We start from the raw sequence: 13,648 nt of genomic DNA, 5'->3' as shown, positions 1-13,648 counted from the left end.
AATGAGCAAAAGCAGAAAGAAGAACAGAGAGCTGAGGTCATCCGATAGGGTGGCCGCAGCCTCAACTGAAAGCAGAGAAACTTGGAAGACGACTAGGAAAAAACAGAAAAAGAAGAAATCCGGCATAAGAGGGATTTTTTCAAAACCTGCAAACAGGCGCAATTTGATAATTGTGGCTGTGGTTTTGCTATTGCTCGCAGCGTCAGTTCGCAACATAGTCAAACTTGAGCTCGAGAATAGAAGGCTTAAGCATAAGCAGAAAGAGCTCATAGAACAGAGAAAAGAACTCAAAATTGAGCTCAGGAATGTAAACAGCAAGGAGTATATAGAGGAACAGGCTCGAAAGCAGCTAAGGCTTGTTGATCCAGATGAAATCCTATTTGTATTTCCTAATGAGAAGGATAAGGATAATGCAAAAGACAAATAATTTGGAGAGAGCGGATAGGCTGATCATAAACGAGGCGATAGTCGTAGAAGGTCGTGACGATGTCGATGCTGTAGCAAAAGCCTGCGATGCGCTAATTATTGCAACGCATGGATTTGGAATAACGAGTGGGACCTGGGGACTGATCGAGAAAGCATATAACGAAAAAGGTATTATTATCTTGACTGATCCCGACTATTCTGGTGAGGAAATAAGGCGAAAGTTAACGGCAAAATTTCCGAAAGCACTGCATGCATATTTACCAAAAGCAGAGGCAATTAGGGACGATGATATCGGAGTTGAAAATGCTGCACCAGATGCCATCAGACAGGCGTTAACTAAAGTTCATGGCATCACCAAGAGTGCCAAGCTAGACAACATCACTATGGACGATCTTAATGAACTGGAGCTCGTCGGAGGACAGCAGGCTTCGGTGCTTCGTGAACATGTGGGGGCAGAGCTCGGAATAGGGTATGGAAACGGAAAAGCATTTCTAAGAAAGCTAAACGGATTTGGAATATCTAAAACAGATCTCGAAGTAGCACTTATAAAGGTCGAGGCAGAAAATTTAAATACTAATGCATAAAACTGAGAAATAGCGAGAAAAAATTGGGAAATAAATCGAAACACAAAGGGAAGTATAACTCCGGTAGTGGACGGGCACCGCATGGCTTTAAGCACGCGAAGAGTCTCGGACAGAACTTCCTAAATGACCAAAACGTAATAGACGACATAGTAGAGGGTAGTGAAATAGATGAGCAGACTTTGGTTGTCGAAATTGGGCCGGGTGAAGGTGCTCTTACAACCGAGCTCATAGATGCTGCTGGCTACGTTATCGCAATAGAGCTTGATAATAGGCTAATCCCTATCCTGCGCACTAAGTTTGCATTGCATGATAACTTTGAAGTTATCCACGAGGATATTCTAAAAGTTGATATCAAATCAATTGTGGACGAAAGCATGAGAGCCCATGGTCTTACGAAGACTAGAATAGTCGGAAACCTACCATACTACATAACGACGCCGATAATCACTAAGCTGATTGAGTCTAAGGCGAGATTTGAAAGCCTTACTGTTATGATGCAAAAGGAGGTAGGCGATAGAATTGCAGCCGATCCAGGAACGAAGCTAGCCGGGGCGATTACCTATGCGGTTCATTATAGGTGTACAGTGGATAAGATTTGCGATGTTTCACGCGAATCATTCTATCCGGTGCCAAAAGTGGATTCGGTGGTGCTTAGGCTCAATATGAGAGATGAGCTAGCGCTAGAAGTTAACGATGAAAACAATTTCTTTAGGTGCATAAAAGCCGGTTTTTCGATGAGGCGTAAGACGCTTCTAAATTCCCTACAAGCACTAGATGATGTTAACAAAGACGTCATAAAGCATGCACTTGAGAGTGCTAATATAGACCCATCGCGCAGGGCGGAGACGCTTACGATGGAAGAATTTGCGGAATTATCCAATTCCATTTGGAAGGAGTAACTTAATATGAAAGTTAAGAATTTCTGTAGAGAGGTTCTGGCAAAGATAAAGGGTGGCGCACACAAGGTGCACGACAAGTACCGTGCGAGATTTCCGAAGAAGGTGCCGAAATTAAATGACGGAAAGCTACATGATCGAAAGTTTATTTTAAAGCTTGCAATTGCATCAATTTTAATGAACTTATACATCGAGACATTTGCACGAATTACGAGTGGTGTCTTCGATGGCGTTATGTTTTTATTCAAGCATCCGATCATTTTCTTATATAACTGTTTGATTATCTTTACAACGATGTGCCTCGCACTTATGTTCAGAAAGCGTGGCTTTGCATTTCTGATTCTATGTACAGTCTGGGGGATTCTAGGAACTGTCAACGGTGTCATCTTGCTCAAGCGAATGACCCCATTCACACTATATGACTTGCAAAACACTAAGGACGGCTTCTCCCTACTCACCACATATTATTCGAAGGCGCAGATAACTCTAGGGGCTGCGATTATTGGTGTTGCGCTGCTCATAGTCGTGCTTTATTACATAAATTGCTATAAGTGGACGAACTTAAATTACAAGAAAGAGCTAGGTATAATCGTTGTAGCAATTGCAACATGCTTTGGTGGCACTTTCGGTCTGATTGAGACTAAGGCGCTAAGCACGTTCTTCGGTAACCTCAACTATGCGTATAGAGATTATGGGTTTGCGTACTGTTTCTTAAATACCTCTGTCAATAAAGGAATCAGGAAGCCAAACCATTACTCAAAGAAAGAAATTCAATCAATCCTTGAAAATTACACTAAGAATGGTACAAATACCACACTAGTGCAGAAAAATGATGCAAAGAAATATCCTAATATTATCATTTTGCAGCTAGAGTCATTCTCTTATGCACAGGATTATAAGAATATCAAGGTTTCAAATGATCCAACGCCTAACTTCACTAATCTAATGAAGAACTACTCTACAGGTTGGTTTAAAGTTCCGGCATGCGGAGCGGGAACTGCTAACACGGAGTTTGAAGTGCTAACAGGTATCAGCTCTAGGTTCTTTGGACCGGGAGAATATCCATATAAGGGCAAGCTCCGTGAGCAATCTCTCGAGAGTCTCGGATATGTGTTAAAGAGTCATGGCTATGATACGCACGCAATGCACGACCACAGAGCATTGTTCTATAATCGTAATGAAGTCTACGCATCGCTCGGATTTGATAACTTCACATCGCTCGAATACATGAATAACATCGTCAAAACGCCAACTGGATGGGCGAAGGATAAGGTCATGACCGACGATATCATGAATATAATTAAGAGGTCAGATACGAGAGATCTACTGCATATCATCTCAGTACAAGGACATGGTGCATATCCGACGGAGCGAGTGTTCAAGGATCCATATACAACGGTAACTGCAAAGGATGAAGCTACTAAGTGGAAGTACGAATACTACGTGAATGAACTCCACGAGATGGATGAATTTACAGGGGACTTGTTAAAGAAGATAGAAGAATCTGGCGAGCCTACCGTCGTGCTAATCTACGGAGACCACATCCCTGCACTCGATATCAAGGAGTCTGAGTACGGTACAGGAGACCTCTACCAGACTAGATATGTAATATGGGACAACATCGGTCTTAAAAAGAAGGACAAGGATATCACGTCATACGAAGTTACTGCGGATATTCTTAAGAATGTCGGGCTAGGTCATCAAGGGGTAATCTTTGATTACGAACAGACTGCGGACAAGAACTCTAAAGACTACGAAAAGAACCTAAAAGCGCTCGCTTATGACATGCTATATGGAAAGAACTATGTATTTGGCGGTAAGAATCCATATAAGCGGACAAAGATGCGCATGGGATACAAGAAAATCAAGATTGATGGCATAATCTCAATCGGCAAGAAATACTACATAAAAGGACAGAATTTCACGGAGCACAGTACAGTCAGCCTAGATGGAAAAGTGCTAAAGACAGTATATCTAAGTCCGACGTTGCTCGGCCTCAGTGAAAAAATCGACCAAAAGGACGTTAAGAAGCTACGAGTGAGCCAGATTGACTCCAAAGACGAGACGATCTTATCAACGATAGGCGGCAATGAGGAGCTATAGTCCTGGGAGGAACAATGGAAAAAGAAAAGAAAAGCACAGCTACGGAGTCAGCAGTGGCTACGAAAGCTAAAAAGACCACAAAGGCATCAGAAGTTAAAAAAGATAAAATAACAGCTAAAAGGGCTAGATCAAAAACGAGCGAAGCAGGGGAGGAGGCAGCCCCTGCTAAAGCTACTAGAGCCAAGAAAGTGGCAGTAAAAATAAAGAAGTCTGAAGTGCCTGAAGAGGCTCTAGTTGCGGAAGCTCGTGAAAGCACTGAAGTATATGACTCTGCAGAGGCTTCCTCAGTAGGTGAAGCTTTCGCTTCGAGCGAAACTGAAACGCTAAAAGACAAAGCCGTTAAGGCTGAAGAGGCTGAGGCAGGAGCGAATGAAGAGTCCTCAGATGCCTCAGACGAAGCAAAAGTAACAGAAATCGAACAAGAGCGTCCAGAGGTCGAGGGAATCCTCGATATCGCAGAAGCGGGATTTGGATTCCTCAGATTCAATAATTTCTTAACATCTGAGAAGGATATCTACGTATCTCAGACTCAGATAAGAAGGTTCGGTCTTAGAACTGGTGACAAGATTCGCTGTATCTCGAGGCATCCTAATCAGGGTGAGAGATTCGGAGCACTTCTATATGTGAAAGAAGTAAACGGAGAGACGCCGATTAGTGCGAGGAGAAGACCTCATTTTGACAGACTGACACCGATATTCCCGAATGAGAGAATCGTGCTCGAGGACACTAGTATCAAGCTGGCGATGAGAGCCATGGACTTAGTCGCACCTATCGGCAAGGGTCAGAGAGGTCTTATCGTAGCTCAGCCTAAGGCGGGTAAAACGGTTCTGCTCAAACAAATAGCAGCTAGTATCGAGAAGAAATATCCAGAGATTGAGATGATTGTACTCCTCGTAGACGAGAGGCCTGAAGAGGTTACGGATATGAAGAGGGCACTCACTCGCTCAGAGGTAATATATTCGACATTCGACGAGCTGCCTGCACACCACGTCAAGGTAGCAGAGATGGTAATTCAGAGAGCAAAGCGCCTAGCAGAAGAGGGAAAAGACGTAGTCATTCTACTGGACAGCATCACAAGGCTCGCGCGCGCATATAACATGGAGACGCCATCGTCGGGAAGAACGTTATCTGGTGGACTTGATCCTGGGGCTCTTCATGCTCCAAAGAAATTTTTTGGTGCGGCAAGAAACCTCGAGGAGGGCGGCAGTATAACGATACTCGCAACTGCTCTCGTAGATACGGGGAGCAGGATGGACGATGTAATATATGAGGAATTCAAAGGTACCGGCAACATGGAGCTTCACCTCGATAGACAGCTAAGTGAGCGCAGAATTTTCCCTGCGATCGACTTGGCAAAGTCTAGCACGAGAAAGGAAGAGCTACTCTTAGATGATAACGAATATCTCGTGATGAACATGATGAGGCGTGAGATGGCGGCAGGAAATCCTGCTGACGTCGCGGAGAAGGTACTTGACAACCTGAGCCATACCAAGTGCAATAAGGACTTCGTAGATGTGATGCTCAAGGAGCTGAATTTCTAGCAGTCGGAGGAAAGATGGATTATAGTAAGATTTTCATCAAGGACGCTAAGCCGACCAAGATTGGCGGTCAGGCGGTAATGGAAGGCGTAATGATGCGCGGTGCAGACAAACAGTCGCTTGCGGTCAGACTTCCTAATGGTGATATAAAGCTAGAGATAGAGGATATCAAGCCACCTTCTAAGGTGACGAAAATTCCGTTTATAAGAGGAATAGTTAGTTTTTTCTCTTCACTAATATCGGGCATGAAGACGCTGATGCGTTCATCCGAAATCCTCGAAGAAGCAATGCCTGAAGAGGAGATAGAGGATCCGAGCAAGTTCGATCAGTGGCTGGAGAATAAGTTTAGTCCTAAGACCGTGTGGAATGTCATGATTGGCATCTCGGTGGCGATATCGCTGCTCATCACAATTGTTGTGTTCGTAATCATGCCGACATATAGTGTAAACCTGCTAAAGCACGTTACCAAGAACACAATACTGCTCAACCTCGCGGAAGGTGTACTGAGGCTGGTGATTTTCGTAGTGTATGTTCTAGCGATTTCTAAGATGAACGACGTCAAGAGACTTTTTCAGTATCACGGTGCGGAGCATGAGACGATTCACTGCTTTGAGAATGGTCTTGAGCTAACTCCTGCAAATGCCAAGGAGTTTTACACGCTTCATCCTCGCTGCGGGACTAGTTTCCTCATGTTCGTAATGATTATCAGCCTTGTGCTGTTCTCATTTCTCGGATGGCCAAATCTAGCATGGCGAATCATATCTAGGCTTCTTCTGATGCCAGTAATTGCAGGCCTCAGTTATGAGCTCCTAAGGTGGGCGGGCAGAAGTGACAGCGCATTAGTTAAAGTGCTGAGCTGGCCAGGACTCATGATGCAGAAGCTAACCACTAGAGAGCCAGACGAAGAACAGCTAGAGGTTGCAATTGCTTCGCTAAAGGCTGTGCTCGGTGAACTCGAACCAGGTGTAATCAGCAAGCAGAATGAAGATGTTAGTGACGACTTAGATGATGCATATGAAGAGGAAGCACTCGATTCGATTTTCGATAATCTCGAAGATAAGAGGTATAGCGAAGATGAAACTATGGTAAAGAACCTAGTTCGAGCGGGGAGAGCGAAACTTCAAGAGGCCGGTATCAGCAATCCGAACGGAGATGCGGATGATATATTCTGCTACGTAACTGGATTTACCCATAACGAGATAATAACAAGAGACACAGAGCTTCTCGACACCGCGGATGTCGAGGCATATATCGAGCGAATCGGACAGCGTGCATCGGGCATTCCACTCCAGTACATCACTAAGGTACAGGAGTTCATGGGTCTGCCATTCTGTGTAAATGAGAATGTTCTCATTCCTAGACTCGACACGGAAGTATTGGTTGATCAGGTGCTTGGCATCATCAGCGGTATGGAACTAGAGAATCCAGCGGTGCTTGATATGTGCACAGGTAGCGGTGCGATTGGAATTTCGATTGCGAGGCTAGCACCAGGTGCTCGCGTCAAGCTGGCGGATATCAGCGAGAAGGCACTCGAAACAGCGAGAAAGAATGCGGAAATTAACGATGTACTGGATAGGGTAAGTTTTGCACTCGGCAACATGTTCTCTTCACTTGATGGAGATGAAAAGTTCGACCTAATCGTCAGCAACCCACCTTACATCAAGTCAGAGATTATCGAGACGCTCGATCCAGAGGTGAAGGATCATGAGCCAAGGCTTGCGCTAGATGGTGGAGAGGACGGCCTTGATGCATATAAGGTTATCGCAAATAACGCTGCTGCTCACCTCAAGGACGGCGGAGTACTCGCCCTAGAGATAGGCTACGATCAAGGTGAGGCGGTTTCATTCCTGCTAGAGAGAACGCACTATTATAAACCAGCCGCGATTATTAAGGATTTGGCAGGAATGAATAGAGTCGTGATAGCAGGGAAAAAAAAGGCAGAAGAAAAGTAAATATTTTAAGGCAAGCTACCCGTAGTATAGAACGTGTGCGGATAACTTAGCCATTCACCAGATGTGGGAGGTTAATGATGAATATTGCAGTTATATTTGGAGGAAGGTCCGATGAGCATGAGGTGTCGCGAAGTTCAGCGGTAAATGTCATCAAGGGACTCGATTCTGACCGCTACGAAATTACTAAAATTGGAATAACTAAAGATGGCAGATGGTATCTGACTGAGGCAAGTACAGATGAAATCGCTAGCGATGCTTGGGAAAATAGACCTGATAACAGACAGGCGTGCATCCCTGCGGATCCGACGGTACACGGAATCCTCGTTTTCGATGAAGAGGATAGAGCGACCGCAAAGCGCATAGACTGCATAATACCAGTGCTACACGGAGATAATGGAGAAGACGGAACGGTACAGGGTCTCTTTGAGCTTGCTGAAATTCCTTACGTTGGTCCTGGAGTAAAGGCTTCTGCTAATGGAATGGATAAATCATTTACCAAGATTATCGTGGGTGAGACTGGCATCACTCAGGCGAAGTACTGTGTGATTAAGAAGAAGGATTTTGCCGATGACCGAGAGGGCGAAATAATGAATGCTCTTAGCACGAATGACGGAAAGCTACCGCTGTTCGTTAAGCCATCTTCGGCGGGATCCTCGGTTGGAGCTTCCAAGGTCGAGAAGAAGTCGGAGCTCGAAGGGGCTATTGAAAATGCATTTAAGTATGATGACAAAGTTCTCGTAGAGGAGATGATTGTCGGCAGAGAGATGGAAGTTGCGGTTCTCGGTAATCACAATCCGAAGGCATCGTGCGTGGGAGAGATTCTATCCGCTGGTGAATTCTACGATTACGATGCGAAGTATAACAATCCTGAATCACAGACGAGAGTTGTCGATGATATCCCGATGAGCAAGCAGAAGGAGATTAGAAACAACGCTGTCGAGATATTCAAGGCGATGGATTGCCGCGGCCTATCGAGGGTGGATTTCTTCTACACAGAAGACGGCAGAGTTGTGTTTAATGAGATTAATACCCTGCCAGGATTCACGAATATCAGTATGTATCCACAGCTGTGGGAAGCCATGGGCATAGACCAGCCGACACTGCTCGATAGTTTGATTAAGCTGGCGATAGAAGAGCATACGTATGATGAGAAATATTAATAAAAATAAAAATAGTATGTGATAAATGAAAAGAAGGTCTGAATTGGTGATAGGCCTTCTTTTTTCAGAAGAAATATGAAGGATTAGATTATGCAAAATAAACTACTAAGGAAGGCTCTTGTCATAACTTGCTGCTTACTCGTGGGAGTAGGGGTAGTCTTTATAAGATGGTATGTTAAAAGAAACCTTATGCAACACGCAGTTTACTATGCGATGCATATTGAACATGCCAAAGGGACACATCCAGATTTTGCAATAGTGATTGACAATATGGAAAGAATTAAGCAACCAAAGGTAAACAAGGTTGTATACAGGCCGGAAAGTGGAAAAGATGGAGCATTTAGTGGTAGAGTTTTTATTTTTAATAAGGCATACTCTATTGACGGTAAAGTACCAGAACTTTACTTAGGGACTGGTGATGAACATGCCTATATCTATATTGATAATAGAGGGATAAGATATGAATTTGATGAGTCTTTTAAATTGAGAAGCGCATACGACGATGATAGTTACGATGAAATAGATATACATACGATAGATGAGAAAGCTATCAGTGATGAGCTGTATAAGTATTTCGGATTCCTTATAAAGGCCAATGATAAAAAGCCAAAGATTAATTTGCAGTGGCTTTTTAATAAAAAGTACCATAAAAGATTTAATTAGTGGTTCAGTATAAATTTTGACTAAACATAACAGTACCCTCAGATAAGATATGTGCCCAGAATCCTGGACGCATATCTAATCTGGGGGTTTTTAAGTGCCAACACATGCAGAAAGCACACTGCTTAGTAAGAAGGGGAATGTTGAATATCGTATTTAAAAGTTTGTCATATAAGCTAGGGAAAAATTTATGATATTAACCACAAAGGTGCTAATGTCAGTAATTGTGGCAATTTCTTTTGGATTTGTATTGGTGATACGCTAGGATGCTATATTATAATTTTTTAAAATAGAATTAAGGAAAGGAGGAGACCCAGTGAAAATTGGAACAATTATTAAAGAGAAGCGTACTAAATCAGGACTAACACAAGAAGACTTAGCTAAAAAATTACACGTTTCAAGATCTACTATTTCAAATTGGGAGATTAATAGAAATTATCCAGATATAAAGCTAATAGTTAATATCTCAAATATTTTGGAGATTCCACTGAAGGAGCTATTGCAGGAGGAAAGTGATATTGTGAATAGACTTTCTGAAGATACGATTATTAGAAAAAAGATAAGTAAGAGAAATAAAATACTATATTTCTTAATTTTTATTTTATTAATAATTCTTTTGTCAGTTGTGATTTATTTCAGTAATATAAATGATATCTCAAATAAAAAAGAAATTGTAGGTGCATACATATCTAATGAAAAGTTATATATAAAAACAGATTTGCCTATATATAAAAGTATTGGTGGATATTATATGGATGTTAATAATAATACTTTAGAAGTTTCTTTATTTACAAAATTTTCATTCAAGCACAATGAAAAAATTTCAATTCCAATTACTGAACTTCCAATTACTAAAGAGAAACTTAAAGAAATAAAGGCAATAACATTTATTTATAATGGTCATATTTATAAAACAATTTCTTTAGAGTAAATGGCAAAGGTAAATATATTTATAAAAACAATGGCTCCAAGTTAATTTTGGAGCCATTGTCTTTGTGGGAATTAACGGGGCTACATAGAAAAGAATCTAAGTATATGTATTTATTTAGAACAATTTTCAAAACAAAAACATATTGTTTTTCGATATGCTCCGAAGTAAGATATAGATAAATTAAAGGTGTAAGGAAATGCATTTCGAAATTAACTGTGTAACATTCGTAAGACGAAAGGAGCACCAATATGAATAAGGATAATATAACTTTTAAGCTAACAAGATCAATATTGGTAGTTTTTACATTAGCAACTATGCTAGCAGTTGCACTAGGGAGCATAGATATTTTGACAACACGATTTACAAACTTTGCAGCTATAACAGAAGCTTTATATGGGATCATTATTACAGTGGGGATAGTTACCGTGATAGCTAAACTGTGGATGTTGCCAAGTATAAATGAGGGATTTTCCTTAAAAGAAGCAAAGACTTGCAAATCTATTGCTAACATCTTTCTATTTGAATTCGCATGCGAGCTAATTCATGGGGTACTATCAAATAAAGGCGAGCGTATATTTGAGATATTTAATGTAAAAGTATCAATTTTGATGATAGTATTTCTTCTATGTGCATTTGCATTTATGTCGGTAGGAAAACTAATACTCAACTACGTTGAACTGCAAGAAGATAACAAGTTAACAGTATAGACAGCGGGAATATAAAATATGTCAATCAAAATAAATTTAGACAGTATCCTCGACAGCCGAAATATAACTATTCGTGAACTATCTGAGGCAATCGATATCACGCCAGCTAATATTTCAATATTAAAAAATAATCGTGCAAGAGCTATTCGGTTTACAACACTAGATAAAATGTGTGCATATCTGGATTGTGAGCCTGGAGATATACTCGTGTATGAGAAAGATGCGGTAGATGTGAATGACTGACTATTTTAAGAATATCAAAATTGATTTGATAGGAGAGAATCTTACGGACGATAGCTTCCTAACTGAAGAAGGTCTTAGATGGACGGATAAAACAGAAGTTGAGCTCATATCGGGCTTGGTCATTGGTTTTTTATTTAGTCCTTATGGGCTTCCGATGATAGGAGCGACTGTGATAGCATTTATTGAATTGATAAATGAGAAGATTAAAGCGTTGTAGGAAAATAGATATTTTATGAGGAGGAGAGGCAACTTGAAAGAATATATTGCGAGTTTAGAAAAAGAATTTTCTTTGATAGAAAATGGTTTCAAAGAGGAAGAGAAAAGAGCGTTAACCGATTATAAATCTAATGATAATGAATATGCTAAGAATTTGGCATTTTTAGCATATAAATCTGTTACTTATCAAGTAAGGATGTACGGTGTATTTCTTTTTGGATATTTATCAGAACAAGATGATATTTTAGTATTTATGAGAGATGAAGTTTCCAAAGATGATAATTGGAGAGTTCAGGAAGTATTGGCAAAGGCATTTGATGAATTCTGCAAGAAAAAAGGATATGAAAAAGCACTTCCAATAATTGATGAATGGTTAAAAAACAATAATCCTAATACAAGGAGAGCAGTTACAGAGGGGTTAAGAATATGGACAAGTAGACCATATTTCAAAGATAATCCGAATGAAGCTATTGAAAGAATTGCCAACTTAAAAGAAGATGTAAGCGAATATGTGAGAAAATCAGTTGGAAATGTTTTAAGGGATATTAGTAAGAAATTTCCAGAGTTGATTAAAATTGAGCTTGGTAGCTGGAAATTAGAATAAAACAAGTTTCAAACTACAATTGTTTTCAAATATTTCCTTTATAGGAATAACATTAGTGTTAGGGTGTTCTGTATTATTTTATTTTCTTTTAGATAAGGGATTAGATCCCATATTTGAAGATTTATTTCCATCAAGTAAAGAAAACTATCAACAAATTATCCGTTTAATAAAGATATCGCCGATTGTCAGTTTTCTCTATTTTTGCATCCTTGCACCTATTCTTGAGGGAGTTTTAATGAGAGGATTCTTGCTTGATGGTCTTTCCACAAACTATGGGAAAATTGTTGCCTTACTTATATCTGCCGCACTTTTTTCAATACTTCATTTTAATATCGCTCAAATAGTACCTTCATTTATATGTGGCATAATTTTAGGTTTGCTTTATTTTTATACTGATTCTATATTTTCTTGTATCCTTGCTCATATAGGATATAATTCAATTTCATATATGATGATAATGTTACCTATATATATAAATCATCTCAAATAACTTAGTTTAATTACAATCGAACTGTTAAGATATAAAAGTTTTGCTTATAATTTTATTCAAAAGGAGGAAGAAAATTGAAAATTGTACTTAATATTTTTTCTAGAGCATTTATCGCATTGTATGCAATTTTGACTCTTATTGCAGTGATTGTGGAAATGAAAGAGATAGGTTTTCAAAGCATTCACTTGCTATATTTTATCGGAGCTATTTTGTTGATTTCGGCTACAGTCACGAATCTACCATGGCTTGTATATCTTTCCTTAGTGTTAATGATTCCATTGGTAATTTTTACCGGTTATATAGTTGGAAATTTACAATTGTCTCATATTATAATTCGTATATTGATTACAGTACTGTTGTCTTTAATATACGGTTTTTCAGTTCGCTGAGTAAGTAGAAAAAATAAAAAAATAAATTTTTTACAAGCTTATCAAAAACAGATTGTAAGTCCAATAAAAAATCTTGTTTAAAGTGAGTGATTTTAGAAACATACGGAACTTTGGTAAAACCGCAGAATTCTCTAAGATGTCAGGATAATGAAGGAAGACCAGTAAAAGAGAATCTGTAGGAATAGAAAACAGGCGTTGAATGATCAAAGCCCAAAGCATAGCAGTCAAAGGATATTTTCGATTTCTACCTGTGGCTGCATAATAATGATTGTAAAAAGAAAACGGAATAATTTCATCAAGGTCAATGTGATTTTCGAGCAGAGTAAGAAACTGAGGTTTGTCAGATTCAAAAATATCTTTACAATCTTCAAAAATATCTGCCAAAGATAGTTGTTTTTGTGATATCATAGTAATGTCTCCTTTAGGGATGTGGTTTATGGTTTTGTGCAACTCCATTATATCACAGATCTAGAGGAGATTTTTATATTCAGTAACAAAAAAGTGTCGTATTTATACGGCTTTTGGTGTTTCGCAAAGGCCTATAAGTATTCAACATTTAAGGAACATTCTTGGGGGACAAAGGAACTGTCTTCATGAACTATTAGTAGAGATTGCTTGTGTATCGGATATCAGTATGGAAAAAATAATGTTCCGAAATGTCTCGTAATGTTATTGGGATAGCAAAATAAGCATTTAGAATTTTTTTGAGGAGACAGTGTACAATATCTATTGAAATTCGTAATGCTTCG

14 protein-coding genes and 1 pseudogene are annotated in these 13,648 nt (G+C 39.7%); 14 read left to right on the top strand and 1 reads right to left on the bottom strand.

Features of this window, described 5'->3' with window-relative positions:
- Position 1: 1 nt before the first annotated feature.
- The 14 genes from Q7O90_RS05660 to Q7O90_RS05595 all read left to right on the top strand — a co-directional run bounded on the left by Q7O90_RS05660 (position 2) and on the right by Q7O90_RS05595 (position 12,510).
- Positions 2 to 427, top strand: a complete 426-nt coding sequence (locus Q7O90_RS05660; protein ID WP_304128499.1) for an FtsB family cell division protein — start codon at positions 2 to 4, stop codon at positions 425 to 427.
- Positions 411 to 1,010 (top strand): ribonuclease M5, encoded by a 600-nt coding sequence (gene rnmV, locus Q7O90_RS05655; RefSeq protein WP_304128497.1) that lies wholly within the window; start codon positions 411 to 413, stop codon positions 1,008 to 1,010. The genes Q7O90_RS05660 and rnmV overlap by 17 nt, the downstream gene beginning before the upstream one ends.
- A gap of 23 nt (positions 1,011 to 1,033) precedes the next feature.
- On the top strand, positions 1,034 to 1,909 hold the full coding sequence (gene rsmA, locus Q7O90_RS05650) for a 16S rRNA (adenine(1518)-N(6)/adenine(1519)-N(6))-dimethyltransferase RsmA (RefSeq protein ID WP_304128495.1): 876 nt from the start codon (positions 1,034 to 1,036) through the stop codon (positions 1,907 to 1,909).
- A 6-nt stretch (positions 1,910 to 1,915) separates the two neighbouring features.
- Complete coding sequence (locus tag Q7O90_RS05645) at positions 1,916 to 4,009, top strand: LTA synthase family protein (RefSeq protein ID WP_304128493.1); 2,094 nt, start codon at positions 1,916 to 1,918, stop codon at positions 4,007 to 4,009.
- A gap of 14 nt (positions 4,010 to 4,023) precedes the next feature.
- A complete protein-coding gene (rho, locus tag Q7O90_RS05640; protein ID WP_304128491.1) occupies positions 4,024 to 5,550 on the top strand; it encodes a transcription termination factor Rho in 1,527 nt (508 codons plus the stop codon).
- A 14-nt stretch (positions 5,551 to 5,564) separates the two neighbouring features.
- The gene (gene prmC, locus Q7O90_RS05635; RefSeq protein ID WP_304128489.1) at positions 5,565 to 7,499 is read left to right on the top strand and encodes a peptide chain release factor N(5)-glutamine methyltransferase; all 1,935 of its coding nucleotides are present in this window, start codon (positions 5,565 to 5,567) and stop codon (positions 7,497 to 7,499) included.
- A gap of 77 nt (positions 7,500 to 7,576) precedes the next feature.
- Positions 7,577 to 8,659, top strand: a complete 1,083-nt coding sequence (locus tag Q7O90_RS05630) for a D-alanine--D-alanine ligase family protein (protein ID WP_304128487.1) — start codon at positions 7,577 to 7,579, stop codon at positions 8,657 to 8,659.
- Between the two features lie 90 nt (positions 8,660 to 8,749).
- The gene (locus tag Q7O90_RS05625; RefSeq protein ID WP_304128485.1) at positions 8,750 to 9,322 is read left to right on the top strand and encodes a hypothetical protein; all 573 of its coding nucleotides are present in this window, start codon (positions 8,750 to 8,752) and stop codon (positions 9,320 to 9,322) included.
- A 313-nt stretch (positions 9,323 to 9,635) separates the two neighbouring features.
- On the top strand, positions 9,636 to 10,250 hold the full coding sequence (locus Q7O90_RS05620; RefSeq protein ID WP_304128483.1) for a helix-turn-helix domain-containing protein: 615 nt from the start codon (positions 9,636 to 9,638) through the stop codon (positions 10,248 to 10,250).
- Between the two features lie 248 nt (positions 10,251 to 10,498).
- Positions 10,499 to 10,957 (top strand): hypothetical protein, encoded by a 459-nt coding sequence (locus Q7O90_RS05615; protein ID WP_304128481.1) that lies wholly within the window; start codon positions 10,499 to 10,501, stop codon positions 10,955 to 10,957.
- An 18-nt stretch (positions 10,958 to 10,975) separates the two neighbouring features.
- On the top strand, positions 10,976 to 11,200 hold the full coding sequence (locus Q7O90_RS05610; protein WP_304128479.1) for a helix-turn-helix domain-containing protein: 225 nt from the start codon (positions 10,976 to 10,978) through the stop codon (positions 11,198 to 11,200).
- Entirely contained in the window at positions 11,193 to 11,417 is a 225-nt protein-coding gene (locus tag Q7O90_RS05605) for a CD1845 family protein (protein WP_304128478.1), read from the top strand. The genes Q7O90_RS05610 and Q7O90_RS05605 overlap by 8 nt, the downstream gene beginning before the upstream one ends.
- A 33-nt stretch (positions 11,418 to 11,450) precedes the next feature.
- A complete protein-coding gene (locus tag Q7O90_RS05600; protein WP_304128476.1) occupies positions 11,451 to 12,020 on the top strand; it encodes a DNA alkylation repair protein in 570 nt (189 codons plus the stop codon).
- 55 nt (positions 12,021 to 12,075) lie between these two features.
- Positions 12,076 to 12,510 carry a CPBP family intramembrane glutamic endopeptidase gene (locus Q7O90_RS05595; RefSeq protein ID WP_304128474.1) on the top strand — a complete coding sequence of 145 codons (435 nt, stop codon included), beginning with the start codon at positions 12,076 to 12,078 and terminating at the stop codon, positions 12,508 to 12,510.
- Between the two features lie 420 nt (positions 12,511 to 12,930).
- On the opposite strand, the pseudogene Q7O90_RS05590 reads toward Q7O90_RS05595, so the two are convergent.
- A pseudogene (locus Q7O90_RS05590) lies at positions 12,931 to 13,307 on the bottom strand (transposase); the annotation flags it as partial.
- Positions 13,308 to 13,648: the final 341 nt, after the last annotated feature.

This window comes from Mogibacterium diversum (assembly GCF_938028775.1).
GTDB classification, from domain to species: Bacteria; Bacillota; Clostridia; order Peptostreptococcales; family Anaerovoracaceae; genus Mogibacterium; species Mogibacterium diversum_A.
This window is presented reverse-complemented; position numbering and strand designations above follow the sequence as displayed.